At 69.5% G+C, this 26,609-nt stretch carries 21 protein-coding genes; 15 read left to right on the forward strand and 6 right to left on the reverse strand.

Features of this window, described 5'->3' with window-relative positions:
* Nucleotides 1–32 precede the first annotated feature (32 nt).
* Complete coding sequence (locus ACFYXH_RS02040) at nt 33–743, forward strand: TetR/AcrR family transcriptional regulator C-terminal domain-containing protein (RefSeq protein ID WP_389559795.1); 711 nt, start codon at nt 33–35, stop codon at nt 741–743.
* 139 nt (nt 744–882) lie between these two features.
* Nucleotides 883–1,083 carry a hypothetical protein gene (locus ACFYXH_RS02045; protein ID WP_389559796.1) on the forward strand — a complete coding sequence of 67 codons (201 nt, stop codon included), beginning with the start codon at nt 883–885 and terminating at the stop codon, nt 1,081–1,083.
* Nucleotides 1,084–1,746: 663 nt separating this feature from the next.
* On the opposite strand, the gene ACFYXH_RS02050 is transcribed toward ACFYXH_RS02045, so the two are convergent.
* From ACFYXH_RS02050 to ACFYXH_RS02060, 3 genes are all read right to left on the reverse strand, one after another.
* Nucleotides 1,747–2,232 carry a hypothetical protein gene (locus ACFYXH_RS02050; protein WP_389559798.1) on the reverse strand — a complete coding sequence of 162 codons (486 nt, stop codon included), beginning with the start codon at nt 2,230–2,232 and terminating at the stop codon, nt 1,747–1,749.
* Between the two features lie 639 nt (nt 2,233–2,871).
* Nucleotides 2,872–3,861, reverse strand: coding sequence for a hypothetical protein (locus ACFYXH_RS02055; protein WP_389559800.1), 990 nt, complete (start codon nt 3,859–3,861; stop codon nt 2,872–2,874).
* 3 nt (nt 3,862–3,864) lie between these two features.
* Nucleotides 3,865–4,263, reverse strand: coding sequence for a hypothetical protein (locus tag ACFYXH_RS02060; RefSeq protein WP_389559801.1), 399 nt, complete (start codon nt 4,261–4,263; stop codon nt 3,865–3,867).
* Nucleotides 4,264–4,437: 174 nt separating this feature from the next.
* Between ACFYXH_RS02060 and ACFYXH_RS02065 the strand changes: the two genes are divergently transcribed.
* The gene (locus tag ACFYXH_RS02065; protein WP_389559802.1) at nt 4,438–8,607 is read left to right on the forward strand and encodes a tetratricopeptide repeat protein; all 4,170 of its coding nucleotides are present in this window, start codon (nt 4,438–4,440) and stop codon (nt 8,605–8,607) included.
* Between the two features lie 268 nt (nt 8,608–8,875).
* On the opposite strand, the gene ACFYXH_RS02070 is transcribed toward ACFYXH_RS02065, so the two are convergent.
* Both ACFYXH_RS02070 and ACFYXH_RS02075 read right to left on the reverse strand, forming a co-directional pair.
* Nucleotides 8,876–10,219, reverse strand: a complete 1,344-nt coding sequence (locus ACFYXH_RS02070; protein ID WP_389559803.1) for a polysialyltransferase family glycosyltransferase — start codon at nt 10,217–10,219, stop codon at nt 8,876–8,878.
* A complete protein-coding gene (locus ACFYXH_RS02075; protein ID WP_385303848.1) occupies nt 10,219–11,202 on the reverse strand; it encodes a glycosyltransferase family 2 protein in 984 nt (327 codons plus the stop codon). The genes ACFYXH_RS02070 and ACFYXH_RS02075 overlap by 1 nt, the downstream gene beginning before the upstream one ends.
* 188 nt (nt 11,203–11,390) lie before the next feature.
* Here ACFYXH_RS02075 and ACFYXH_RS02080 point away from each other — a divergent pair, with 188 nt between their 5' ends.
* The 12 genes from ACFYXH_RS02080 to ACFYXH_RS02135 all read left to right on the forward strand — a co-directional run bounded on the left by ACFYXH_RS02080 (nt 11,391) and on the right by ACFYXH_RS02135 (nt 25,567).
* Nucleotides 11,391–12,785 (forward strand): DUF6716 putative glycosyltransferase, encoded by a 1,395-nt coding sequence (locus tag ACFYXH_RS02080; protein WP_389559804.1) that lies wholly within the window; start codon nt 11,391–11,393, stop codon nt 12,783–12,785.
* 50 nt (nt 12,786–12,835) lie between these two features.
* Nucleotides 12,836–14,155 (forward strand): cytidylyltransferase domain-containing protein, encoded by a 1,320-nt coding sequence (locus ACFYXH_RS02085; protein WP_389559805.1) that lies wholly within the window; start codon nt 12,836–12,838, stop codon nt 14,153–14,155.
* Between the two features lie 13 nt (nt 14,156–14,168).
* Complete coding sequence (locus ACFYXH_RS02090) at nt 14,169–15,092, forward strand: N-acetylneuraminate synthase family protein (RefSeq protein ID WP_389559807.1); 924 nt, start codon at nt 14,169–14,171, stop codon at nt 15,090–15,092.
* A 123-nt stretch (nt 15,093–15,215) separates the two neighbouring features.
* Complete coding sequence (locus tag ACFYXH_RS02095) at nt 15,216–16,346, forward strand: hypothetical protein (RefSeq protein ID WP_389559808.1); 1,131 nt, start codon at nt 15,216–15,218, stop codon at nt 16,344–16,346.
* Nucleotides 16,347–16,695: 349 nt separating this feature from the next.
* Nucleotides 16,696–17,916 carry an amidohydrolase gene (locus ACFYXH_RS02100; RefSeq protein WP_389560626.1) on the forward strand — a complete coding sequence of 407 codons (1,221 nt, stop codon included), beginning with the start codon at nt 16,696–16,698 and terminating at the stop codon, nt 17,914–17,916.
* A 219-nt stretch (nt 17,917–18,135) separates the two neighbouring features.
* Nucleotides 18,136–19,179 (forward strand): BMP family protein, encoded by a 1,044-nt coding sequence (locus ACFYXH_RS02105; RefSeq protein ID WP_389559810.1) that lies wholly within the window; start codon nt 18,136–18,138, stop codon nt 19,177–19,179.
* A gap of 242 nt (nt 19,180–19,421) precedes the next feature.
* Nucleotides 19,422–20,972: an ABC transporter ATP-binding protein gene (locus ACFYXH_RS02110; RefSeq protein WP_389560627.1), complete on the forward strand. Its 1,551-nt coding sequence runs from the start codon at nt 19,422–19,424 to the stop codon at nt 20,970–20,972.
* Complete coding sequence (locus ACFYXH_RS02115) at nt 20,969–22,081, forward strand: ABC transporter permease (RefSeq protein WP_389559812.1); 1,113 nt, start codon at nt 20,969–20,971, stop codon at nt 22,079–22,081. The genes ACFYXH_RS02110 and ACFYXH_RS02115 overlap by 4 nt, the downstream gene beginning before the upstream one ends.
* Nucleotides 22,081–23,343, forward strand: coding sequence for an ABC transporter permease (locus ACFYXH_RS02120; protein ID WP_389559814.1), 1,263 nt, complete (start codon nt 22,081–22,083; stop codon nt 23,341–23,343). The genes ACFYXH_RS02115 and ACFYXH_RS02120 overlap by 1 nt, the downstream gene beginning before the upstream one ends.
* Nucleotides 23,340–23,732 carry a cytidine deaminase gene (locus ACFYXH_RS02125; RefSeq protein ID WP_362678730.1) on the forward strand — a complete coding sequence of 131 codons (393 nt, stop codon included), beginning with the start codon at nt 23,340–23,342 and terminating at the stop codon, nt 23,730–23,732. The genes ACFYXH_RS02120 and ACFYXH_RS02125 overlap by 4 nt, the downstream gene beginning before the upstream one ends.
* A gap of 112 nt (nt 23,733–23,844) precedes the next feature.
* Nucleotides 23,845–25,122 (forward strand): thymidine phosphorylase, encoded by a 1,278-nt coding sequence (locus tag ACFYXH_RS02130; RefSeq protein WP_389559816.1) that lies wholly within the window; start codon nt 23,845–23,847, stop codon nt 25,120–25,122.
* 151 nt (nt 25,123–25,273) lie between these two features.
* On the forward strand, nt 25,274–25,567 hold the full coding sequence (locus ACFYXH_RS02135) for an STAS domain-containing protein (protein ID WP_389559818.1): 294 nt from the start codon (nt 25,274–25,276) through the stop codon (nt 25,565–25,567).
* A 33-nt stretch (nt 25,568–25,600) separates the two neighbouring features.
* On the opposite strand, the gene ACFYXH_RS02140 is transcribed toward ACFYXH_RS02135, so the two are convergent.
* Nucleotides 25,601–26,581: a sigma-70 family RNA polymerase sigma factor gene (locus tag ACFYXH_RS02140; RefSeq protein WP_389559820.1), complete on the reverse strand. Its 981-nt coding sequence runs from the start codon at nt 26,579–26,581 to the stop codon at nt 25,601–25,603.
* Between the last annotated feature and the right edge of the window lie 28 nt (nt 26,582–26,609).

A 26,609-nucleotide genomic window follows, 5' to 3' on the forward strand; every position in this document is an offset into this window, starting at 1 on the left:
AAGTTGTCAAGGGTGACGGGTAGGTTGGCACCGTGGCTACGGAACGACTCGACCGGATCCGGGTGGCGCGCACCGCCCTGCGCCTGCTCAACGAAGTAGGACTCGAAGGGCTGACGCTGCGCGCCATCGCCAAGGAGCTCGACGTCAAGGCACCGGCCTTGTACTGGCACTTCAAGGACAAGCAGGCGCTGCTCGACGAGATGGCGACCGAGATGGTCCGGCGGATGGCGGCCGACCTGCTGGCGGCGGAACCGGCTGCCGACTGGCGCGAGAGCCTCGCCGGGGCCATGCGCGGGCTGCGCGAGCATCTGCTGCGCTATCGCGACGGCGCCAAGGTCTACAGCGGCACGCGCTTCACCGACATCAGTTACGCCGCCCCGATGGAGGCGCATCTGCGCATCCTCACCGGTGCGGGCTTCACGCCGGGCGCGGCGGCCCGCGCCTGGTTCACCGCGTACAGCTACACGATCGGCTATGTGATCGAGGAGCAGTCAATGGGGCCCGACCCGGCGACCGGGGCGGAGGGGTACGACCTGGTGGCCCGGGCCGAGCGGCTGGCGGAGTACCCCCTCGCCACGGCGGTGGGGGAGGTCTTCGCAGACCATGAGGCGGCGTTCGAGGCGGGGCTCGCGGCGGTGGTGGCGGGCATCGAGCAGGTGCTGCTGAGCTGCAATGCAGCCCCTCCGGCGATTGAGGAGCGGGGTTTGGGGCGGAGCCCCAACGGGAGCCTCGCCGACGATTGAGGCGCGGGGCCCGGGGCCCCAGGGGTCACCCGAGCCGCTAACAGGCGAGCCGGCCGCGTGGGAGGCCTCGGTCACTGACACGGGAGCGGCAACGGCGCGGCTGCCCGAGCAGCAGACCGAGGAGCCCGAACTGGATCCCGTGCAGCAACAGATCGTTACCGTCGCCGAGTGGCTGGCCGAGGCTGAGGAAGCCGGGCAGAAGCTCTCCGGTGCGGAAGTCGCCCGCCGGCTCGGGCTGTCCCCGAAGACCGGACAGCGGCGCGTGAACGCTGCGGCCGAGTACCTCGAAGAGCAGCGCCGGCAGCAGGGCCGCGCACGCCTTCGGTCGGTCAGGCGCTGACCGACTACCACCGAGTGGCCGATGACCGGTGACCAACGACCTCGTGACCGATCCCGGCGCCGGTGACCGATGGCCGATCTAGCCTGGATCGGCCATCGGTCTGGCCGGTCCGGCGCTGACCAGTCACTCAAGCAGCGTGACCGATCTACCGCCGCTCCGCACACACGGGTCTGCCCACATCCTCCCAGGCTGCTTCACGGGATTGGCATCAACCGGTCACCGAGACTTGCGCAGCCCGCTGGGAGGCTTGCCCAATGGGTCACTGCTGGATTGCCCGTTGAGCACGGGCGCGGCTTGGCGACGCTCTCGCCCGAAGAACAACGCGCCGCTGCAGACGCCCGAGCGCAGCAGACCAAGCAATGGGCGCAAGAGAAGAAGGAGCGACGTCAGGCCGCACAAGCGAAGCGACCCACTGATAACGACATAATCACTCAGCCGGGGATGGCGAAGACTGCCAGTCCAAGCCCCCCGGGTGATAACGACGTAATCACCCCCCGCCAGGCCTCAGAGGTGCCGGATGGGGCACGCGCCGGTGATAACGACGTAATCAGCAACGGCCAGGAAGAGGCCCCAGCAGCGGCGCACCTTCCATGGCTGTCCCGTCTCACTCAACCGAGTCGTTTCTCAACGAACCGAGTCGTTCGGGCTTCTGTCTCAGCGAACCTAGGCCCTTCCTCCTTGGTCATCTGCGGGCCGGAGGACTTGTAGATTGTCCGCGGTGGTTCCGTCGGGCTTCCGTCCGAAGGCGGCCGCAAGAACGGCCGAGAGGTCGACCTCGGGGACTGCGGCGCGCACCTCCTCCAGGACATGAGGAAAGTCGTCGTCATCGATGGCGCCCATGTACTCCTGGCGCAACTGGTAAATGGCCTCGACGAGTTCGGGCCGCAGCCGCATCCAGGCGCGGAACGTGCGGATCTCCTCCTCGACCTGGTCCATGAACCAGCGCATGACCTCGTACGGGACATCCAGGTGACGCCCGTGAGGGTTGAAACACACCGTCGGCTCCCGTGCCGGGTCCTCGTCGGGGACGATCGCGGTCACAAGGTTTCGTTGCTCGGCAACGAGATCCAGTTCCAAGTACCAGGCGTCATCGGGCACGGAGTACATCGCGGTGATCGCGTAGTCCCCGTTGGGGTGCGGGACAGGCATGGCCGCATGCTGTCACGCCCGTCTGGCGGCAGACCGGCCCCATACGCCGACGGCAGATACAAGACTTGCGGTCTGTCTCGACGAACCGAGTCCACGCGTCTCACCCAATCCAGTCCAGGTCAGCCACATGCGGACGACAAACTTCGTTGAGAGCTGGACAATGGCACAACCCGCAGGCCCTCACCAGCCTCGCCCGCGAGCACATGTAGCACGGCGCCTTCCTCGATGCCGGTCAGCTCGCTGCCTTCCTTGCCCAGTACGGGGCGACCTATCCGGCGACCGGCGGCCCGCTGCCGAGGCGCAGCCGGAGCCGGAGCCGGTGCTGGCGTCTGCCACCGCCTAGGCCTCATCGTGCAAGTCGTTGAAACGGTCCATACCAGGTCGTGCGGCTCTACATTCGACACAGCCATGCGCATTGGGTACAGCCATGCGCATCGGGTCTAGCCCGACCGACAGCTGGTCGAGGTCGTCCAATGGCGGGAAGGTGACGTGGCGTCAGCCATCGCCGGGAGGTGATCGGTGCGATCGCCTGGGTCCGTCGGCAGTTCGGTGCCGGGGTACGGGCCCGCGCCACGAGTCGATGATCCACACGGCGCCCCACAGCGAGTTGACGGCATCGAACCGAGTCACACGTTCTCTTCACCGCCCCTCCGGGGAACTTGACGCTCGGTCGGCCTGGCGGATTGCGGGGGACTCCTCCGGTGGCGGTGGTGGGCTGGGTGTCACGTGGAGGGCCAGGGCGCCGCCGGACTCGTGGGTGAGGGGCCCGGTGGAGTCCAGGCCGAGGTGGTCGGCGACGTCGCGGGCGTGGAGGCGTGCGGCGGCTTCGAGCAGGGTGGCGTAGGTGTCGGCAGCGGTGCACGTACGGTGTCGGCTGATGAGAGCGAGCGTGGCCGTGATCACGGCAGCGGGCCACCACCATAGTGCGAGGGGGAGGTAGAGCAGAGCCCAGGCGGTCAGGGCGGTGGCGCGGGTGAGGGCTTGGCGGGCGGTGGTGATCTCGGTGCGGGTGGTCTCGGGCAGGATCAGCCATAGGTGCGGCCACAGGGCGGCCAGGTCGAGGTGGTAGTCCCGTTCCAGGCGGACAGCTGCGGCGTGGATGCGGTCTCCGGACCAGGTGGGGCGGTCGGGTTGCTCGGGGGATATGCGGGTCATTGCCGCTCGGGCGGCGTGCCGATCGGCGGGGTCGGTCCGTATGCTGCGGGTGAGGGCGACTGCGGCATCCTCCCGGCGGTGGTGCCAGACTTCGGCGGCTGTCCTCCAGCGGTCCTGCCGACGGGTGGTGATCCGGTTCGACAGCCTGCGGCCCCAAGTGGGCCAGGTGCGCCAATCGGCGGCGAGGTGGAGCCGTTCGGCCAGAGAACCGAGAGCTTGTGCCACCAGCCCGATTGCCGCGGCGCCGGCCAGCACGGCCGCCAGGAGGACCACCTGGCCTCCTACGGTAGCGGCGGCGGGCGCGTTGGCCCACGCGGTGATCCGGCCGGTCAGGCGGGACATATCGAAGGGATGGGTGTGGCCGAGCGTCCGGGCCGCAGCAACGACCGCCAAGTAGAGGGCGCCGGGCAGGACCAGCAGGGACAGCCACCGCTCAGCGAGCTTCTTGCCCAGTTCGCCCAGTAGACCCCCCATCGGCTACAGCCGCTCCCGGCGCAGTGCATCCCCGCTGATCGCGCAGCGGGGAGCGGGGACGGGGCCCTGCGGCCACCAGTAACGTGCACATCGTTGGGACGGGCACAAGAACACGGGCTCCCCCAATCCGTCACGGTCGACACCTGCGGCATAAACCCCGCGATCCGCCGTACGACCGTTCTTGCTGTAGGCGTGGAGTCCTTGGGCGTCGCCGAGGGCTTGCAGCACGGCGTGCAGCACATCGAGCGCGCGGTCTGTCTCCCCACCGCCGCGGGCTGCGGACAGCACCTCTTCCAGGACGGCGTCGTCTCCGGTCGGACCACCGCACAGGCGGGCGCGGATCGCCTCCGCGTTCGCGCAGACGACAGCCAGTCGCTGCGCCGCTTCATCAGGCTCATCCATGGCTTCCCCCGGGTCGGTGTCTACTCCGGTGACCGCCGTCACCGTTCACGCTGTCGTGACTCTTCGAAGAGGGAGCGTATCCGAGCAATTCCCCGCCATTGCACTGATTGTGCGACTACCATCCACGACACGTGATGGTTGGGGGGCACAGTGCGGGCTGCACCACTGGCTGCGATGGCGGCACGGCTGCGGCAGGTCGCAGAGAGCCGAGATCTGTCACCGGTGCTGAACCCGAAGGCCGTCCACGAAGCCCGGCAGCTCGCCGAAATGCTCCCCGGCGAGGACTACCTGCAAGTCCGGTTCCTCCTTGGCTGGTTCCACTGGTACCGCTATCGCGCACTGCCGGCTGATGAAGGTCGAGCAGACCTGACGGGCGCCGTTCAGGCATTCACCGTGTGCTTCATTGCCGGCATCGACGATCTGCCGGAGCCGTTGCTGCCACTCGTCGCCGATACTGCGGTATCGCAGGCCAGAGGGATGCTTCAGCGGGTCCAGACATTCCCTGAACCGACTCGGCTCTACGCCACTGTGGATCTGTGGCTGCGCATCGTCCGGTCCACCCCTGCCCACCACCCCCAACGCGCGGGCCGCCTGTCAGACCTGAGCGTCGCGCTGCAAATCCGATGTGAGCGCGGCGGCGCGGCGGCGGACCTGGACACCGCCATCGTGCTCGGAGAGGAGGCGGTGAAAGCCGCCCCCGCTGGCCACCGTCAACACGCCCCCAGCCTGACCAACCTCGGGATCGCACTGCAGGCCCGGTTCAGGCGGGGAGGCTCCGTAACGGACCTCGACACCGCCATCGACCGCCTCCAGGAAGCCGTTCAGGCCACCCCCACCGACCACCCCCACCGAGCGAGATACCTGTCCAACCTCGGGAACGCACTGCAGGCCCGGTTCCAGCGGGGAGGCTCCGTAACGGACCTCGACACCGCCATCGACCGCCTCCAGGAAGCCGTTCAGGCCACCCCCGCCAGCCACTCCGACCGCCCGGTGATGCTGTCCAACCTCGGGATCGCGCTGCGGGCCCGATTCGGACGGGGCGGCGCGGTGGCGGACCTCGATACCGGCATCGAGTGCCTCCGGCAAGCCGTGGACGCCACCCCCACCGACCATCCTGACCGGACCGGTCTCCTGTCCGACCTCGGGGATGCGCTGCGGGCCCGATTCGAACGGGGAGGCTCCGTAACGGACCTCGACACCGCCATCGACCGCCTCCAGGAAGCCGTTCAGGCCACCCCCACCGACCACCCCCACCGAGCGAGATACCTGTCCAACCTCGGGATCGCGCTGCGGGCCCGATTCGGACGGGACGGCACAGTGGCGGACCTCGACACCGCCATCGAGGTGGGGCAGGAGGCGGTGAAGGCCACTGCCGTCAGCCACTCCGACCGCCCGGTGACGCTGTCCAACCTCGGGATCGCACTGCAGGTCCGGTTCCAGCGGGGAGGCTCCGTAACGGACCTCGACACCGCCATCGACCGCCTCCAGGAAGCCGTTCAGGCCACCCCCACCGACCACCCCCACCGCCCGACATATCTCTCCAACCTCGGAAACGCGCTACAGGCCCGATTCGGGCAGGGAGGCTCCGTAACGGACCTCGACACCGCCATCGACCGCCTCCAGGAAGCCGTTCAGGCCACCCCCACCGACCACCCCCACCGCCCGACATATCTCTCCAACCTCGGAAACGCGCTACAGGCCCGATTCGGGCAGGGCGGCACCGTAACGGACCTCGACACCGCCATCGACCGCCTCCAGGAAGCCGTTCAGGCCACCCCCACCGACCACCACGACCGAGCAAGGTACTTGTCCAATCTCGGGAACGCACTGCGTGCCCGATTCGAGTGGGGCGGCGCGGTGGCGGACCTCGACACCGCCATCGACCGCCTCCAGGAAGCCATGGAGGCCACCCCCACCGACCACCACGACCGAGCAAGGTACTTGTCCAATCTCGGGAACGCACTGCGTGCCCGATTCGAGTGGGGCGGCGCGGTGGCGGACCTCGACACCGCCATCGACCGCCTCCAGGAAGCCATGGAGGCCACCCCCACCGACCACCACGACCGAGCAAGGTACTTGTCCAATCTCGGGATCGCGCTGCGTGCCCGATTCGGACGGAGCGGCGCGGTGGCGGACCTCGACACCGCCATCGACCGCCTCCAGGAAGCCATGGAGGCCACCCCCACCGACCACCACGACCGCGCGGGGATGCTCGCCAACCTCGGGAACGCACTACAGGTCCGGTACGAGCGCGGCGGTACCGTGGCAGACCGGGACACCGCCATCGACCGCCTCCAGGAAGCCGTGGAAACCACCCCCACCGACCACCCCCACCACGCGAGGTACCTGTCCAACCTCGGGAACGCACTACAGGTCCGGTACGAGCGCGGCGGCACCGTGGCAGACCGGGACACCGCCATCGACCGCCTCCAGAAAGCCGTGGAAACCACCCCCACCGACCACCCCCACCACGCGAGGTACCTGTCCAACCTCGGGAACGCACTACAGGACCGGTACGAGCGCGGCGGCACCGTGACAGACCGGGACGAGGCCATAAGCGCCTGGTCGAGGGCCTCGGAGGTGGAGTCGGCAGCAGCCTCGATCCGTGTCCGGGCAGGGTTGAGGGCCGCTGGTCTGCTGGCGCAGTCCGGTGAAGCCGGGCGGGCAGCGGACGCGGCGGAGGCCGCGGCGCGACTGCTGCCCCAGGTGGCCCCGCGCCGTCTGGAGCGCAGCGACCAGCAGCATGCGGTCGGCGGTTTCGCCGGGCTGGTCGGCACTGCCGCTGCTCTGGCACTCGCCGCCCCGGGCGGGACCGCAACCGAGAGGGCAGAACGGGCATTGGGGCTGTTGGAGGCGGGCCGCGCGGTGTTGCTCAGCCAGACGCTGGAGACCCGCAGCGATCTCACCGACCTGCGCACACACCAACCCGAGCTGGCCCGTCGGTTCGCCCAGCTGCGCAACCGGCTCGATCAGCCCCCAGACCAGGTGGTCCCCCCCGAAGGGAGCGATGCCGGCGATGATCCGAGGCTCCGGCAGAACCATGTGGTGCAGGACAGGCACCGGCTGGCGGAGGAGTTCACCGCCACTCTGGCCGAAATCCGCAGCCTTGCCGACTTCGCCTCCTTCGCCCTGCCGCCCACCATCGACGAACTCAAGGCCGAGGCGGCCCACGGTCCCATCGTCGTATTCAACATCAGCACCCACCGAAGCGACGCGCTGCTGCTCACCGCCGACGCCGTCACGAGCCTGGCCCTCCCCGACCTGACCCAGGCCGGTGTGATCAACCAGATCACCACCTTCCGGCAGGCGCAGCAGCTGGCGCTGTCAGGGGCAGATCCCTCCGAGCGGGAGGACGGGCAAGCCATGCTCCGCGACGTCCTTGAGTGGCTGTGGGACGCTGCCGCCGGCCCCGTACTGAACGCCCTGGGACATGGCGGTCGGCCCCCGGCAGCCGAGGATGACGGGGAGGTATGGCCGCAGGTGTGGTGGGCTCCGGGCGGGCTGCTGGGACTGCTGCCCGTGCACGCTGCGGGCTACCACACCGACCCCGCTCATGACCTGGGCCGACGGACCGTGATGGACAGGGTCGTCTCCTCCTACACACCTACCGTGCGCGCACTGCGCTATGCCCGCGATCAGGTCCTGCGCCAAGTGGCCGATCCCTCCGCTGCTGGGCGGACGCTGATCGTCGCCATGCCGACCACACCCGGGCTGCCCGGCCACGGTCGCCTGCGCTTTGTCGACGACGAAGCCGCAATGCTGCAGGCCCGCCTGCCCGACCCTGTTGTGCTCCGGGAGCCGGATCCCACCGACGGGCATCCGGATCCGACAACGACCACGCCGACGAAGGTCAATGTCCTGACGCATCTGCCGAAGTGCGCGATCGCGCACTTCGCCTGCCACGGCGCCAGCAATCCTATCGATCCCTCAAAAAGCCGGATGCTGCTCCACGATCACGCGGACGACCCGCTCACCGTGGGGAGCCTGGCCCCCGTCACCCTCGACCGGGCCAGGCTTGCCTTCCTGTCTGCCTGCCGCACGGCAGCCATTGACGCGGATGACTTGCTCGATGAGGCCATTCACCTCACCTCCGCCTTCCAGCTCGCCGGCTTTCCCCACGTGATCGGCACCCTGTGGGAGATCGACGATCAGATCGCCGTCCGCATCGCCGATTCCTTCTACGACGGCTTGAGGACCGACTCCGCAGCAGTGGACCCCGACCGGGCGGCCCTTGCTCTCCATCAGGCTGTACGCGGGGTACGGGACGGCCACGACCTACCGCCCGGCTATGACCGGACACGGGCCCCCCTTCTCTGGGCCGCCCATCTCCACGCCGGCGCGTGAACACCGCACCGCCGGGCGGCCCGTACACGCTCACTCAACTCGCCGCGATCGTCGGCACGTTCGTGGCGCTGATTCTCACGAGGGCCATCTGGGGCGGCAACGGGCTGCTGGACGTGGCGGTGCTGCTCGGCTGTCCGTTCGCGGCCGCTTTCCTGCTGCGGCACCTGCACGTCGACGGCCGCAACCCGGCCGCCGCTCTGGTCAGCGTCGCCGTGATGATGACCGGCCCGGAGCCCCAGGGGTCACCCGAGCCGCAGAACCCCAGGGGTCACCCGAGCGCCACCCGCTTGAGGCGGCGCACCCTCCGCACCACCCGGCGTACCGTCGCATTGCGCGGCACCGGGATGCCGCCCGGCAGCCCGAGCACCGTCAGCCTGCGGCGCTTGAAGTAGCGCCAGGTGCGGTGGTTGAGGTTGCGGCCGAGATAGCTCTCCGCCGCCGCCCGCAGATCCGGCCGCAGCTGCGGCTGCATCGCGAAGCCGACCGCGCTGACCAGGCCGGTCAGTATGTCGTCGGCCTCCTTGGGCGCACCGGCCGCGCCGTCGGCGAGATCCGGCAGCAGCGCGTCGACGATCGTCAGTGGCACCCGGTTGCTGTTCTGGTACGGCGTGAGCCGGTCCAGGAGCGGTTCCGTGCCGATACGGGCCACGGGAATGCCGTAGAACGTGCTCGCCGTGAACAGCGCGGTGGAGAAGCAGCCGGCCACCAGCGCGGGGCGCAGCCGGCGGTAGAGCACCTCGGCGATCAACGGCCGGTCCAGGACGGTCAGTTCCGCCTCCAGCGCCGCCGCCTCGCGCTCCAGCGTGCGCGTCCAGGAGGCAGGCGCGGTGGGATGCGGCTTGAAGACGATCCTGCGGTGGCCCAGCGCGACCGCGCCCCGCACCATCCGGACATGGAGGGCTTCCTCCTCCGCGGGCGTGATGATGCCCAGCGCCGCCAGATACTGGCCCAGCAGCAGCACCGGGCCCTCGCCCTCGGCGGACATCGCGTCGGACATCGCGTCGGACGCCGGGTCCGTCACGCCGTCGGAGAGCTCGGCGACGACCTTGACGAAGGCCTCCGTCGGAACGATCTGCGGCTCGGCCCCGAACTCCGCGAGCAGCAGCGGCTTCAGGCCCGGCACCAGATCCAGATGGAACAGCCGGCGCACGCGCTCGCCGACCAGCGGGTCGATCTTGTTGCGGGTGGGGCCGTAGCTCATCAGCCCGTCCGCGTAGACATCGAGCGCCGCGTCCGGGAAGAGCTGCGCGACGGCGAGCGCCGGATTGACCTGGATGGACTCGACGGCCAGCTCGATCCGGTCGTCACAGAGGTCCCACAGCAGCCGCAGATGGCGCTCCCACAGCGGCGCGTCGTCCGGCCGCGGGGCCCAGCCGCCCGGGTGGAAAGGGGAGATGGCTTCGTTCCAGGAGAGCACGCCGTCGAAGCGGCCGCGCAGTCGCTCGAAGCCCGGCATCTCGTCCAGCGCCGGCGAGGTCTCCGGCGTCGTGGCGTTGTTGGCGACCAGCAGCAGCCGCCGGTCCGCGGGCGCGAAGCAGCCGCTGTCCAGCGCAGCTGCCAGCGTGGCGGCCCCGTACAGCGAGGACGCGAGGAAGATCTGGGTCGTACGCATCAGGCCGCGGCCTCCGCGGAGAGAGGGGCGGGGCGGCGACGCAGCCTGCGCAGCCGCGACGCACGCTCGATGTCCATCGAGTCGAGCGCGTCCTTCAGAACGTCCTGCGGCATCCGCCTCAGCGCCGCCGCACTCATCGCACGCAATTTCCGCGCCACAGGCGGTTCGAACCTCTCCACTGATCCCAAGTGGTGGGAAATAACCGCGCAGTAGGTGCGTACGGCTTTTGGCAGCAGTCGTTCGGAATCCGGATCCTTCGCCGTTTCTTCGATCACCTGGTCGAATGCGCGAATGAAATCGAGTTGCCGGATGTCTCCGATCTGAGTGAGCGAAGAAGCCACTCCGCGCCGGTAGAAGATTCCGAGCTCGCTGATCGCCGCGAAGGATTCCGCCTCGCGGTGCAGCCGCCAGATCCACGGCCGGTCCTCGGCGGTGCGCAGCCCGTGCGTGAAGTGCAGCAGCCCGCGCTCCGCGAGCCGCCGGTGGTACATCCCGGCCCAGGCCATCGGGTAGTCGACGCCGGTGGAGCGGTCGGCGGGCAGGATCGCGTCGCGCGGCCGCAGCACCTCGCCGCGCCGGCCGACCGGGACGCGATGGACCGTACGGGCCCTGGCCGTGCACTGCACATGGTCCGTACGGACGAAGTCGCAGCCCAGGTCCTCGATGGCGGCGAGCAGCCGCTCGTAGTGGCCGGGGGCCAGCCAGTCGTCGCCGTCGAGGAAGGTGAGGTACTCCCCGGTCGCGGCGTCGAGGCCGGTGTTGCGTGCGGTGGCGAGCCCGCCGTTCTGTTCATGTCTGATCAGGCGAACCCCCGGAACCTCGCGCTCCGCGCGCTCGAGGATCTCCGGTGTCCCGTCCGTCGAACAGTCGTCGACAAGCAGGAACTCGAAGTCCTCGCGGGCGTTCGCCTGGAGGCTTCTGAGGGTGTCGGGTGCGTATGTCTGCACGTTGTAGAACGGCACGATGACGGAGAGCTTAACCACCCGCGTGACGCTATGGCCGGCACCCGGCATTCGTACTGACGCCGGGAGAGATGACAGGTGAACGCAGAGCGGCGACTTTGTTAACCAGGTTGATTCTTGGGCCTTATCGCCAACCGTAGACGCTCTGTTAACCAGCTGTTGCGGTCGAGTTGGGCCGTCAAACGGAATGCCTTTCTAACGTCCTCGGCGTGCCATCAAGTACCAGCGAGGCCGTACGGGTCGCCGTACTCGCCGACTCCGACACCCGGTGGAAATGGGGTGCGCTCACCGCGCGCCGTATCGCCGCGCACGACGTCCAGCGGGACGTCCCGCGCCACTCGTCGGGTTCCGCCGGCTCATCGGATGCGGTCGACGCCGTCGATTCCGCGGACTCCGTCGAGCTGAGCGGCTTTCTGCTGCGCGGCCGGGCCACCCCCACGGCCCGCCAGCTCGCCGAGGTCGGTGTGCGCGCCGACGGGCTGCGCGAGGTGACCGGGAACGAGTTCCTGCGGGCGATGAAGGACGAGCAGTACGACGTGGTCGTACTCGCCCTCGTCGGTGGCGCGGTCCAGGCCATGCTGCACGGGTTCGGCGCACTCCGGCTGCCCCGCCGGCCCGTCGTCGTCACCGGCTATGTCGGCGTCGTCTACGAGAAGCTCGCCGACGGGCTCCTGCTGCGGCACGGCGCGGACGTCGTCCTCGCCAACTCCCGCCACGACGCGGACCGTTTCCGCGCGGTGTACGAGGGAGTGGGCGCCGACGCCTCGTCCGTCACCGAGGCGGCGCTGCCCTTCCTCGGCGGCGCGCCCTACGAGGCACAGAACGGCCGCGACACCGTGGTCTTCGCCGCTCAGCCCTCGGTGCCCGAATCCCGCGCCGACCGCACCTATCTACTGCGCCGCCTGGTCGAGCACGCCCGCCTCCACCCGAGCCGCGAGGTGCTGCTGAAGCTGCGCTCCAAGCCGGGCGAGCACACCACGCACCTCGAAGAGCTCCCGTACCAGAAGCTCGCCGACAAGCTGCCGGGCGGACTGCCGCCCAACTTCAAGCTGGTCTACGGGCATATGGGCGACGTCCTCGACCGCACCGACCTGCTGGTCACCGTCTCCTCCACCGCCGCGCTCGAATCGCTGCACCGGAGCATCCCCACCGCGGTCCTCACCGACCTCGGTGTGCGCGAGGCGCTCGGCAACCACCACTTCCTCGGCTCCGGACTGCTGACCTCATGGGACCGGCTCGACGGCGGCCACCGCCCCGCGCCCGACCCCGACTGGCTGGCCAGGCAGGGCGTGGCCGCGGGCGGCGCGTACGACACGGCCTTCGACGCGGCCCGCAAGCGCGTCGCCGAACTGCTGCGGAGCCCCGCACTGCCGCCGCTCGCGCCGTACTACACGCCCGCCACCGCGCCGGGCTATCTCCCCGGCATCCTCGCCCGCCACCACCTCGGCCCCGACGGCACTCCGCTGCCGGGCGCGGCCCCGGCCGCCGAGATCACCGGCGTAAGGCGTGTGGTGCGCGACGCGATACGGAACGCGGCGCGCGGCGCGTACCGCCACGGCGTGCAGCGCGTCGCCCCGATCATCCGCCGGATGGGCGAGCTGTGACCCGCACGCGCCCCGGTGCCTCACCTCAACTCCCGTATTCAGGAGCGCAGATGACCGTACTCGCCGTGATCCCCGCCCGTGGCGGCTCCAAAGGCGTTCCGGCCAAGAACCTGGCCCCCGTGGGCGGAGTGCCGCTCGTCGCGCGCGCCGTGCGCGAGAGCCTCGCCGCACCCCACGTCACCGATGTCGTGGTCTCCACGGACGACCCGGACATCGCGGAGGCGGCCCGGCACGCGGGCGCCGAAGTGGTGCTGCGGCCGGCCGCGATCGCGGGGGACACCGCGACCAGCGAGGCGGCGGTGCTGCATGCGATGGACGCGTACGAGGCGATGCACAGCACGTCGGTGGACGTGGTCCTGCTCATCCAGTGCACCAGCCCCTTCCTGGCGCGCGAAGACGTCGAGGGTGTGGCGGCTGCGGTCCTCGAAGGCGGCGCGGACAGCGCGGTGACCGTCGCCCCCTTCCACGGTTTCGTCTGGCGCGAGGAGGACACGTCGCCCGCATCGGAGTCGGCCGCCATCGGCGCTCAGCGCGTCGGCGGCGCCACCGCGCTGCTCGTCGACACCGACCGCACCTCCGGCTACGGCGTCAACCACGACGCGTCCTTCCGGCCGCGCCGCCAGGACCGGCCGCAGGACTTCCTGGAGACCGGGGCCGCGTACGCCATGTCCGCCACCGGATTCCGCGAGGCCGGCCACCGGTTCTTCGGCCGTACCGCGCTCGTACGGACCGACCCCGCGCGCGTCCTCGAGGTCGACGACCCGCACGACCTGGCCAGGGCCCGCGCGCTGGCGCCCCTGCTCGACACCCCCGCGCTGCCCACCCGCGAGGACATCGACGCCGTGGTGCTCGACTTCGACGGCACCCAGACCGACGACCGGGTGCTCATCGACGCCGACGGGCGCGAGATCGTCGCCGTGCACCGCGGCGACGGCCTCGGCATCGCCCATCTGCGCAGGTCAGGCCTGGAGCTGCTGATTCTGTCCACCGAGCAGAACCCCGTCGTCGCCGCCCGCGCCCGCAAGCTCCGGGTCCCCGTCCTGCACGGCATCGACCGCAAGGACCTCGCGCTGAAGCAGTGGTGCGAGGAGCAGGGGATCGCGCCGGAGCGGGTGCTCTACGTCGGCAACGACGTCAACGACCTTCCGTGCTTCCACCTCGTCGGCTGGCCCGTGGCCGTCGCGAGTGCGCACGGCTCCGTACGTGCCGCCGCGCGTGCCGTCACCACCACGCCCGGCGGCGAGGGGGCGATCCGAGAGATCGCCGCCTGGCTCCTCGGCCCGACGCTCAACACCCCCGAAAACACCCCTCAAGACACCACAGGCACCTCTGTCACCCCTGCCACCTCCCACAACTCCCCCGAGAAGTAAGGAACCACCCCTCATGAGCACGTCCCGACTGCGCACCCTCGGCACCAAGACCGCGGGCCCCGGTCACCCCGTCTACGTCACGGGTGAGATCGGCATCAACCACAACGGCGACCTGCACAACGCCTTCGCGCTCATCGATGCCGCCGCCGACGCCGGCTGTGACGCGGTCAAGTTCCAGAAGCGCACCCCGGAGATCTGCACCCCGCGCGACCAGTGGGACATAGAGCGCGACACTCCCTGGGGCCGGATGACGTACATCGACTACCGCCACCGCGTGGAATTCGGTGAGGACGAGTACCGCCAGATCGACGAGCACTGCAAGAAGCGCGGCATCGACTGGTTCGCGTCGCCGTGGGACACCGAGGCCGTCGCCTTCCTGGAGAAGTTCGACGTCCCCGCCCACAAGGTGGCCTCCGCCTCGCTGACCGACGACGAGCTGCTGCGCTCCCTGCGCGCCACGGGCAAGACGGTCATCCTCTCCACCGGCATGTCCACGCCGAAGCAGATCCGGCACGCGGTGGAGGTGCTCGGCAGCGACAACATCCTGCTCTGCCACGCCACCTCGACGTACCCGGCGAAGGCCGAGGAGCTCAACCTCCGCGTCATCAACAGCCTCCGGGCCGAGTACCCGAACGTCCCGATCGGCTACAGCGGCCACGAGACCGGGCTGCAGACCACCCTCGCCGCGGTCGCACTCGGCGCCGCCTTCGTCGAGCGCCACATCACTCTCGACCGCGCCATGTGGGGCTCCGACCAGGCGGCCTCCGTCGAGCCGGGCGGCCTGCAGCGCCTGGTCCGCGACATCCGCACCATCGAGACCGCGCTCGGCGACGGCGTCAAGAAGGTCTACGAGTCCGAGCTCGCCCCGATGAAGAAGCTGCGCCGGGTCGCGGGTGTCGTCGCCGAGGCCGGCGACCGTGAGCCGGCCGCGGTCTGACATGCCTGCTGCCGTGCTGTGCCTTCCCGGGGGCCGTGGCCCCCGAAAGCCGCTCCGCGGCGGGCTCCCGGACCACCAGCAGGCCGGCCGGCAGGCCTGCCCGGCATCACGAGGTGAACTTCAGTGAATCTCGCCTTCGTCGAGAGTCCGGTCCAGCTCCTGAACGTCCTGGAGTGGGCCCACGCACGGACGGGTGCGCCGCCGACGCTGCCGGGTGTCCCGGCACAGCCGGCAGGCCGGGCAGGGACAGACCGGGCAGGGACAGGCCGGACCGCGTCGCCGGGGGCCGGGACGTCCTGGGCCCCCACCGAGCTCACCGTCGTCGTCCTGTCGCCGACCGACCCCATGTCGCGGGGCCAGCTGCGCCGGATGGCGGAGCTGGCCCGCGACGAGGGGTACACGGTGCGCTGGCAGGAGGCACGCGGCGGGACGGGTGCGCCGCTGAAGACGCTGCGCGAGCTGGGCCCGATGCTGCACCGCGCCGAGCGCATCGTCATAGGGGACCCGTTCTCCCGGTACGTACAGCTGCTGCTGACCCTCGTCCGCAGCAAGGATCTGACCGTGGTCGACGACGGCACGGCCACCATGGAGTTTGTCGCCCAGCTGGCGCGCGGCGAGAAGCTGGTGCGCTGGCACCGGCGCGGCAGGCGGGGCCCCCGCGAACTGGTCCTCGCGCCGGTCACCTTTCTGGCGCGGCGCCGGCTCACCCCGTCCAGGACCCGCAAGGTCGAGGTCTTCACCTCGATGCCGGTCGAGCCGCCGCCCGGCGTCACGGTCACGGCCAACCGGTTCGCCTGGACCCGCTCCCGCTTCGGACCGCCCAGGATCACCCGGGGCGCCGACCTCGTCGGCACGTCGCTCGTGGAGACGGGCGTCGTCGACCCGGACCAGTATGTGGAGGCCGTCGGTGCCCTGGCCCGTACGCACGGCGCCACCCGCTACTTCGCGCACCGCCGCGAGAGCACGGAGAAACTCCACCGCCTCGCCGTCGAGACCGGCCTGGAGATCGTCCGCCCGGATCTGCCGCTGGAACTGATCGCCCGCCGCGGCCCCATCGGCGGCACGGTCCTCAGCTTCCCGTCCACCGTGGTCCACACGCTCCCGCTCGCCCTCGCGGGCACGGGCATCAAAGTCGCGGTCTGTGACATCGCCCCGGAGTGGCTCAGGGACAGCGCGTCCCCGCGGGCCCAGGGCTTCCTGGCCGGGGTGACGGGGACGGCCCGGGATGTGCATCGGCTGCCCGCTCCGGCGTGAGCGGCGCGCACTGCGGGGGCCGGCACCGTGCTGCGGCTCGGTTCCCCTCCAGGGCGCCTTCAGCGTCTGCCGACGGTCGATCGTGCTCGACCGCTCGTCCCTCGCGGCCTCCGCGCGTTCTCCCACGGCAACCGCGCGCCCCTTCGGCTCACTCGCCGGAGACCCCGAAATCCCTTTCTTCGGGGATCGCCGGTTGACTCTCGGTCGAGAAGAGGAGTGAGCTTACCCACAGGGGTGGACAACCATGCACCTCGCGGCCACCTTTCCTCACCCTATCGGGCTGATTTTTTGTTGATCAGTGGTCAGTCGGGGCATGCCTGGGCCTACTCTTCAACAGGTGAACCAACTGATGTCCCGCGATTCCGAAGCCGAGCAACCCGGCGAGGTGCTGCCCGGCACGCTGTCCGAGTCCTTGCGCGCTGAACTGATCGAGTTCCGCCGCGACTTGCACATGCACCCGGAGCTCGGCAACCAGGAGTTCCGTACCACCGCCGTGCTCAAGGCCCGCCTCGAGCAGGCCGGCCTCGAGCCCCGGGTGCTCGCCACCGGTACCGGGCTCATCTGTGACATCGGCTCCTGGGACGGCGTACGTCCCTTGTTCGCGATCCGCGCCGACATCGACGCGCTGCCCATCCCGGACACCAAGACCGGCGTGCCCTACCGCTCCACCGTTCCGGACCGGGCGCACGCCTGCGGGCACGATGTGCACACCACCACCGTCCTGGGCGCAGGGCTCGTCCTCGCCGAGCTCGACCGGCAGGGGCTGCTTCCGCAGCCGGTCCGGCTGATCTTCCAGCCCGCCGAGGAGGTGCTGCCCGGTGGCGCGTCCGACGCCATCGAGTCCGGCGTACTGGACGGCGTCGGCAAGATCATCGCGGTGCACTGCGACCCCAAGGTCGACGCCGGAGTCATCGGGCTGCGGCCGGGCCCCATCACCTCCGCCTGCGACCGGCTCGAGATCACGCTCGACGGCCCCGGCGGCCACACCGCCCGCCCGCATCTGACCACCGATCTGGTCACCGCCGTCGCGAAGGTCGCCACCGAGGTTCCGGCCCTGCTCGCCCGCCGGGTCGACGCCCGCTCCGGGCTCGCTGTCACCTGGGGCCGCATCGAGGCCGGTCACGCCTGCAACGTCATCCCGCAGCACGCCGAACTGTCCGGCACCGTGCGCTGCCTGGATCTGCCCGGCTGGCGCGCCGCCCCCGATCTGGTGCATGCCGCTATCGACGAGATCGCGACGCTGCACCGGGCCAAGTCGCAGATCAACTACATCCGCGGAGTCCCGCCGGTGGTCAACGACCCGGTCGTGACCGAGCTGCTGCGCGACGCGCAGACCGCGCGCCGGGGACCGTACGCCGTAGAGGACACCGAACAGAGTCTGGGCGGCGAGGACTTCTCCTGGTACCTGGAGCACGTCCCGGGCGCGATGGCGCGGCTCGGCGTCCGGATGCCCGGTGACACCGCCCGGCGTGATCTGCACCGCGGCGACTTCGACGCCGACGAGCGCGCGATCGCGGTCGGCGTGGAGCTGTTCACGGCGGCCGCGTTGCTGGACGGGCAGCGCAGCTGAGGAGACATCGCCGGGCCCTGTATTGGGGCCGGGCGACGCACCGACATGGGTGTACGTTGAAATGTCGGGTCGCTACGGCGCGCGCGGCTCGTGGCTTGTTCGCGACGATCCGATAACGACTGATGAACAGGTCTTTAACTGACATCTACGCGCGTTACGATCGCCGCAAAACCAGCGCCGGAAGAGGCGCTCTCGGTCAGTCTTGAAGGGACCCTCCTCTTGCGCCGGATCACCAGAATCGCCACCGTGGGCATTGCGTCCGCGGCTCTCGCACTCACCGCCACCGCGTGTGGCGGAAAGACTTCTTCGGACGCCGGTTCCGCCAAGGACAGCGCCGCCATCGCGTACGACATCGGTGGTCGCGGCGACCAGTCCTTCAATGACGCCGCCTACGCCGGTCTGGCGAAGGCGGAGAAGGAACTCAAGGTCAAGGGCAGCGAAGACGAGCCCACCGAGGGTGAGTCGGACGCCGACAAGGTTCAGCGGCTCACCGAGCTCGCCCGCGCCGGCAACAACCCGGTCATCGGTGTCGGCTTCTCCTACGCCCCGGCCATCAAGAAGGTCGCGCCGAAGTTCCCGAAGACCACCTTCGGCATCATCGATGACACCTCGGTCACCGGTAAGAACATCGCCAACATGGTCTTCAACGAGGAGCAGGGCTCGTACCTCGCCGGCGTCGCCGCCGCCAAGGCCACCAAGACCAACAAGGTCGGCTTCATCGGTGGCGTCGAGGTTCCGCTGATCAAGAAGTTCGAGGCGGGCTTCGCCCAAGGCGTCAAGGACACCAACCCCAAGGTCACGGTGCTCAAGCAGTACCTGACGCAGCCGCCGAACTTCGACGGCTTCTCCAAGCCCGACCTCGGCAAGGCCGCTGCCCAGGGCCAGCTCGACAAGGGCGCCGACGTGATCTACCACGCCGCGGGTCTCGCGGGCTCCGGCTCGATCGAGGCTGCCGCCACGGCCGGCAAGTGGGCCATCGGCGTGGACTCGGACCAGTACAACCAGGCCGGTCTGGCCAAGTACAAGGAGAAGATCCTCACCTCGGTGACCAAGGACGTCTCCGACGCGGTCTTCAACCTGATCAAGTCCGTGAAGGACGGCAAGCCGCAGTCCGGCGAGGTCCGTTACGGTCTCGACAAGGACGGTGTCGGCCTGGCCGACTCCAACCCCGAGTACAAGAAGATGACGGACCTCACCGCCGCTGTGGAGAAGGCGAAGAAGGGCATCATCGACGGCACGATCACGGTCAAGACCACGCCGTAAGGCCACTGGCCGCGACGTGAGTCCCGGGGGCCCGGGAAGGCAGGCGGTGCCGCCTTTCCTGGCCCTCGGGCCGTATTTCGCACCACATCTTTTACGATTCGGCAGCGCTACGCGCGTAGACGCCTCACTGGCGCGATAGCTTCGCCCCCGCCCTGCCTCCTGCTCCTGCCCTTCTGCTTCCCGCTCCTTTCCGCCAAGGAGAGTGCGTCATCAACGCGTCAAGCCCGCCCGCCGCCGTAGAACTGCACGGCATCACCAAGCGCTTTCCCGGCGTCGTCGCCAACCACGACATCGACATCACCATCCGCAAGGGCACCGTGCATGCCCTCGTCGGCGAGAACGGTGCCGGTAAGTCGACCTTGATGAAGATCCTCTACGGCATGCAGAAGCCGGACGAGGGCACCATCACCATCGACGGCGACCAGGTCAGCTTCAGCACCCCGGCCGACGCCATCGCCCGCGGCATCGGCATGGTGCACCAGCACTTCATGCTCGCCGACAACTTCACCGTCCTGGAGAACGTCGTTCTCGGCGGCGAGAATCTGTACGGCATCGGCAACAAGGCCCGTAACAAGATCCGGGAGATCTCGGACGCGTACGGGCTGAACGTGCGCCCCGACGCCCTGGTCGAGACCCTTGGTGTCGCCGACCGCCAGCGTGTGGAGATCCTCAAGGTCCTCTACCGCGGTGCCCGCATCCTGATCCTCGACGAGCCGACCGCCGTGCTCGTCCCTCAGGAGGTCGACGCGCTCTTCGACAACCTGCGCGAGCTCAAGGCCGAGGGCCTGACCGTCATCTTCATCTCGCACAAGCTGGGCGAGGTGCTGTCGGTCGCCGACGACATCACCGTCATCCGCCGCGGTACGACCGTGGGTACCGCCGACCCGGCGAACACCACCACCAAGCAGCTCGCCGAGCTGATGGTCGGCAGCGAACTGCCCTCGCCCGAGACCCGTGAGTCGACGGTCACCGATGTGCCGATGCTCCAGGTCTCGGACCTGCAGCTGACCGCCACCGACCCCGACGGCGTCGTCCGCGAGGTCCTCGCCGGCATCAACCTCACCATTCACAAGGGTGAGGTCCTGGGCATCGCCGGTGTCGAGGGCAACGGCCAGACCGAGCTCATCGAGGCGCTGATCGGCATGCGCGACCCCGACGGCGGCGTGATCACGCTCGACGCCGAGGACATCTCGCACGCCCCGACGCGCAAGCGCCGCGAGGACGGCATCGGCTACATCCCCGAGGACCGGCACCGCCACGCCCTGCTGCTGGAGTCGTCCCTCTGGGAGAACCGCATCCTCGGCCATGTCACCGAGAGGCCCAACAGCAGGAGGGGCCTCCTCGACATCAAGGCAGCCCGCCGCGACACCGAGCGGATCGTGCGCGAGTACGACGTCCGTACCCCCGGCATCGAGGTCACCGCGGCCTCGCTCTCCGGCGGCAACCAGCAGAAGCTGATCGTCGGCCGCGAGATGAGCCACAAGCCCAAGCTGCTGATCGCCGCCCATCCCACCCGTGGTGTGGACGTCGGCGCGCAGGCGCAGATCTGGGACCAGATCCGGGAGGCCCGTCACGAGGGCCTGGCGGTGCTGCTGATCTCCGCGGACCTGGACGAGCTGATCGGGCTCTCCGACACCCTGCGGGTCATGTACCGCGGCCGGCTGGTCGCGGACGCCGACCCTGCCACCATCACTCCGGAGGAGCTGGGTTCCGCCATGACCGGCGCGGCCACCGGCCATCTCGAAGCAACTGACAGCGGCTCCGCCGCGGGCGAAGAGGACGAGGCCCGATGAAGAAATTCGACAAGGACCGGGTGATCCTGGCCCTCGCCGGCCCGGTGCTCGCGCTGGCCGTCGCCGTCGCGCTCACCTCCGTGGTGCTGCTCGCCTCGGGCCGCAACCCGTTCGAGCCGTACAGCCTGATGATCGAGAATGCCAGTTACGTCGACGTACAGGTCCTGATCATCAACCAGGCCGGTACGTACTACCTGGCGGCCCTCGCCGTCGCCGTCGGCTTCCGGATGAACCTCTTCAACATCGGTGTCGACGGCCAGTACCGGCTCGCCGCGATGGCGGCCGCACTGGTCGGCGCGCGCGTCGACCTGGCGGGCCCGCTGCAGATCGCGCTGATCGTGCTCGTCGCGATGCTGACCGGCGCCTTCTGGGCCGGTATCGCGGGCATCCTCAAGACCACCCGCGGAGTGAGCGAGGTCGTCTCCACGATCATGCTCAACGCCATTGCCACCAGCCTGATCGCCTGGCTGATCCTGCCGGCCAACCTCGGTGTCCAGCCGGAAGGCTCCAACGACCTGACGACCGGCGACATCCCGGAGTCCGGCTGGTTCCCCGGCCTGACCATGGGTGACGGCGGAGAGATCTACGGCTTCACGTTCGTCGCCTTCGCGCTCGGCATCGTCTATTGGATCGTCCTCAACCGCACCCGCTTCGGTTTCGATCTGCGCGCCACCGGCGCCAGTGAGAGCGCCGCCGCGGCCTCCGGTGTCGACGCCAAGAAGATGATCCTGACCGCGATGCTGATCTCGGGTGCCGTCGCGGGTCTGGCCGGTATGGCAACACTGCTGGGCGACACCCACACGTACAGCCTCAGCTTCCCGACCGGAATCGGCTTCACGGGCATCACCATCGCCCTGCTCGGCCGCAACAACCCGATCGGCATCTTCTTCAGCGCGCTGCTCATCGCCTTCCTGGACAAGGCGTCCGCGACGCTCGACCAGCACGGCTATGAGAGCGAGATCGCCACGATCATGCAGGGCCTGATCGTGATCGCGGTCGTCGTCAGCTACGAACTCGTCCGCCGCTACGGGCTCCGCCGCCAGCAGCAGAAGGTGGGCGACGAGCTCGCCGCGGCAGCCCGCAAGAACCGTGAGGAGGTGGCGGCGTAATGAGCACCAGCACGGTCTCCGCAGTGAGCGCGGCACCCAAGAAGAGCGCCCGCCGCAAACTGTCCACCCCGGTCGTCCTGCTGATCATCGCGGGTGCGCTCGGCCTGGTCTCCCTGGTACGCATCCTCAGCGGTGCCGAGGACCTCACCTCCGTCGGCCAGGTCTCCGGCGCGCTTCAGCTCGCCATCCCGATCGGTCTCGCCGGCCTCGGCGGCCTCTGGGCCGAGCGTTCGGGCGTGGTCAACATCGGTCTCGAGGGCATGATGATCCTCGGCACCTGGTTCGGCGCCTGGGCCGGCTACCAGTGGGGTCCGTGGACGGGTGTCGCGGTCGGCATCCTCGGCGGCGCGCTCGGCGGTCTGCTGCACGCGATCATCACCGTCACCTTCGGTGTGAACCACATCGTCTCCGGTGTGGCCATCAACATCCTGGCCGTCGGCGTCACCCGCTATCTGTCCAACTTCACTTTCGCCGAGGCCCCGGGCGGCTCCTCCAAGCAGTCCCCGCGGATCGATCCGATCACCTCGATCACGATTCCAGGGCTGTCGGACTGGATGAAGGATCTGCAGGGCAAACACTGGTTCTTCATCTCGGACCTCGCCGGTGTAATCGGCGGCCTGGTGACCAACCTGTCGCTGCTGACCGTCGTCGCGCTGCTGCTGATCCCGGCCACCACCTGGATCCTGTGGCACACCGCCTTCGGTCTGCGGCTGCGCTCCTGCGGTGAGAACCCGGTCGCCGCCGAGTCGCTCGGCGTCAACGTCTACAAGTACAAGTACATCGCCGTCGCCGTCTCCGGCGGTCTGGCCGGCCTCGCGGGCGCGTTCCTGGCGATCGTGTCCACCGGCATCTACCAGGAGGGCCAGACCGGCGGCCGAGGCTATATCGGTCTCGCCGCGATGATCTTCGGTAACTGGATGCCGGGCGGCATGGCGCTGGGTGCCGGTCTCTTCGGCTTCACCGACAGCCTCAAGCTGCGAGGCGGTGCCGAGAACGTCCACGCGATGCTGCTGCTGCTGGCGATCCTGCTGGTGCTGGTCGTCATCTGGCAGCTGTACAAGAAGAAGTACGTGCCCGCGGTGATCTCGGCGGCCGCCTCGGCCCTGCTGTTCGCCTGGTACCTGCTGACCAAGGAGGTGCCGAGCCAGTTCGTGGACGCTGCTCCGTACATCACCACGCTGCTGGTCCTGGCACTCTCCGCACAGCGGCTCCGGATGCCCAAGGCTGATGGCATGCCGTACCGGAAGGGCGAAGGCACGTGACGGCGGCTGTCGACTGGGACGCTCTGCGCGAGCGGGCGCGTGAGGCCATGTCGCACGCGTACGCCCCCTACTCGGGCTTCCCGGTCGGCGTGGCCGCGCTCGTCGACGACGGCCGCACGGTCGTCGGCTGCAACGTCGAGAACGCCTCGTACGGGCTCAGCCTGTGCGCCGAGTGCGGTCTGGTCTCCCAGCTCCAGGCGACGGGCGGCGGCCGGCTGACCCACTTCACCTGCGTGGACGGCCGGGGCGAGAGCCTGGTGCCGTGCGGCCGGTGCCGTCAGCTGCTGTACGAATTCGGCGGCCCCGAGCTGCTTCTGGAGACCCCGGAAGGGGTTCTCCCGCTGTCCGAGATGCTGCCGCAGGCCTTCGGGCCGGGGCATCTGCGCTGACACCGCGGCCCTCCCGCCCGCCGGGAGGGCCGCTCCTCTTTCGTATCCCTCTCTCCACCCCTCTATGCGCGTAGAGTCGCGCGTACGCACTTCATTTGCCGGAAGGAATCCCATGGACGCCATCTCCGTCATCCGCACCAAGCGGGACCGAGGCGAGCTGAGCCCCGAGCAGATCGACTGGGTCATCGACGCCTACACGCGCGGTGAGGTCGCCGACGAGCAGATGTCGGCGCTGGCGATGGCCATCCTGCTGAACGGCATGAACCGTGCGGAGATCACCCGCTGGACGGCCGCGATGATCGCCTCCGGCGAGCGGATGAACTTCGACGCGCTGTCCCGGCCCACCGCCGACAAGCACTCCACGGGCGGCGTCGGCGACAAGATCACGCTGCCGCTCGCGCCGCTGGTCGCCGCATGCGGCGCGGCCGTCCCGCAGCTGAGCGGCCGCGGTCTCGGCCACACCGGCGGCACGCTCGACAAGCTCGAGTCCATCCCCGGCTGGCGGGCGCTGCTCTCCAACGAGGAGATGCTGCACGTCCTCGACACGACCGGCGCGGTGATCTGTGCCGCGGGCGACGGCCTGGCCCCCGCGGACAAGAAGCTGTACGCCCTGCGGGATGTCACCGGCACAGTCGAGGCCATTCCGCTCATCGCCTCCTCGATCATGTCCAAGAAGATCGCCGAGGGCACCGGCTCGCTGGTCCTCGACGTCAAGGTGGGCACCGGCGCCTTTATGAAGACCATCGAGGACGCCCGCGAACTGGCCTCCACCATGGTCGCGCTGGGCACCGACAGCGGCGTCAGGACCGTTGCGCTCCTCACCGACATGTCGACCCCGCTCGGCCTCACCGCGGGCAATGCCCTCGAGGTCCGCGAGTCCGTCGAGGTCCTCGCGGGCGGCGGCCCGCAGGACGTCATCGACCTCACCGTGGCCCTCGCCCAGGAGATGCTCGTCGCTGCCGGTATCAAGGACGCCGACCCCGCGAAGGCACTCGCCGACGGCTCCGCGATGGACGTCTGGCGCCGCATGATCGCCGCGCAGGGTGGTGACCCGGACGCCGAGCTCCCGGTAGCCCGCGAGCAGCACGTGATCACCGCCCCGTCGTCGGGCGTCCTCACCCGCCTCGACGCGTACGACGTCGGCGTCGCCGCCTGGCGCCTCGGCGCGGGCCGGGCCCGCAAGGAGGACCCGGTCCAGGCGGGCGCGGGCATCGAGATCCACGCCAAGCCCGGCGAGCCGGTGACCGCGGGCCAGCGACTGCTGACCCTGCACACGGACACCCCGGAGAAGTTCGAGTACGCCCTGAAGCCCCTGGAGGGCGCGTTCGACATCGCCCCGTCGAACACGGAGTTCACCCAGAATCCGATCGTGCTCGACCGCATCGCCTGACCCCACTCGCTCGGCGGGCCGATGAGAATCGGCCCGCCGAGCGGTCCACAGAGCAGGGCATATCCGCCACTGCGACGGGACGGGGACATGGGCCATGGGCCGACGACCGGGTACCACGATGAGTTCTGGACGCCGGGGCAGTCTCCCCCGTGTGGATGCCACACAGCCGATCATCCTGCGCATCGCAGGGAGAGTGTCCCCGGCCGATGTGCCGCGCCTGTGCGCGGAGTTGAGCGCGCGGCTCAGGTGCGCCGACGTCGCCGTCGAGGTCACAGAGGTGATCTGTGACGTCGGCGGGCTCACCCATCCCAATCTGGCCGCCGTCGATGCTGTGGCCCGGCTGCAGCTCACCGCCCGTCGGCTCGGCGGTCGGATACGGCTGCGCGATACCGGGCCGGAGCTGCGGGCCCTGCTCGATCTGGTGGGGCTCGGCGAGGTCGTCTAGATCTCGCGCTCGGCCCCCGCGCTCCCGTGACGGTTACGCCTCCAGCCGGTCCGGCAGCTCGAAGAGCGGAAACCAGCGCTTGGTGTCCAGGAAGAAGTCCATCCCGCCGACCATGCCGTCCCTGACCTCCAGGACGATCAGGGCCCACGGCTCGTACCCGTCGCCCGTCCGGCTCGGGTGGTAGTGCGCGAACGCCGGAGAGCCGTTGGCCACGGTGGGGACCAGCTTCGAGCCCCGGCAGACCTCGCCGACGCCGAGCATCCAGCCCACTATGTCGTCGTGGCCGCGCAGCCACAGGTCGTAGGGCGGCATGGACATGGTCGCGTCCTCGTGGAGCAGCGCCGTGAGCGCCTTCATGTCGTACCCCTCGAAGGCCGCGACATAGCGGTCGAGGAGCTTCTTCTGCTCTTCGTCGAGCGGGTCTGCCGCGTCCGCCACTGCCGGCTCCGATTCGGCGAGCGTCGCCCGCGCCCGCTGCAGCGCGCTGTTGACGGAGGCCACCGTCGTACTCAACAGCTCGGCCACCTCGCTCGCCTTCCACGCCAGCACCTCGCGCAGGATCAGCACCGCTCGCTGCTTGGGCGGCAGATGCTGCAGCGCGGCGACGAACGCGAGCCGGATGCTCTCCCGCTCCACCGCGGTCTCGGCAGGGTCCGCGACGGACGGCAGCACCCGCCCGTCCGGCACCGGCTCCAGCCAGGTGATCTCCGGACGGGCGTTGAGCTGCGCCTGGGCCACGGGCGTAGCAGACGTGAGGTCCATCGGCCGGGCCCGGCGGTTGCCCGCATTCAGCATGTCGAGGCAGACGTTCGTCGCGATGCGGTAGAGCCATGAGCGCAGCGAGGACCGCCCTTCGAACTTCTCGAAGCTCCGCCAGGCGCGGACCATCGTGTCCTGTACCGCGTCCTCCGCCTCGAAAGCGGAGCCCAGCATGCGGTAGCAGTAGCCGGTCAGCTCCCTGCGGTGCTGCTCCAGCCTGGAATCCAGGTCCTGTGTCGTTGCCAGATCACTCATCGGCTCCACCCCTGTCGCCCATTGGCCC

It is taken from the genome of Streptomyces sp. NPDC002730, from assembly GCF_042888805.1.
Classification (GTDB): Bacteria; Actinomycetota; Actinomycetes; order Streptomycetales; family Streptomycetaceae; genus Streptomyces.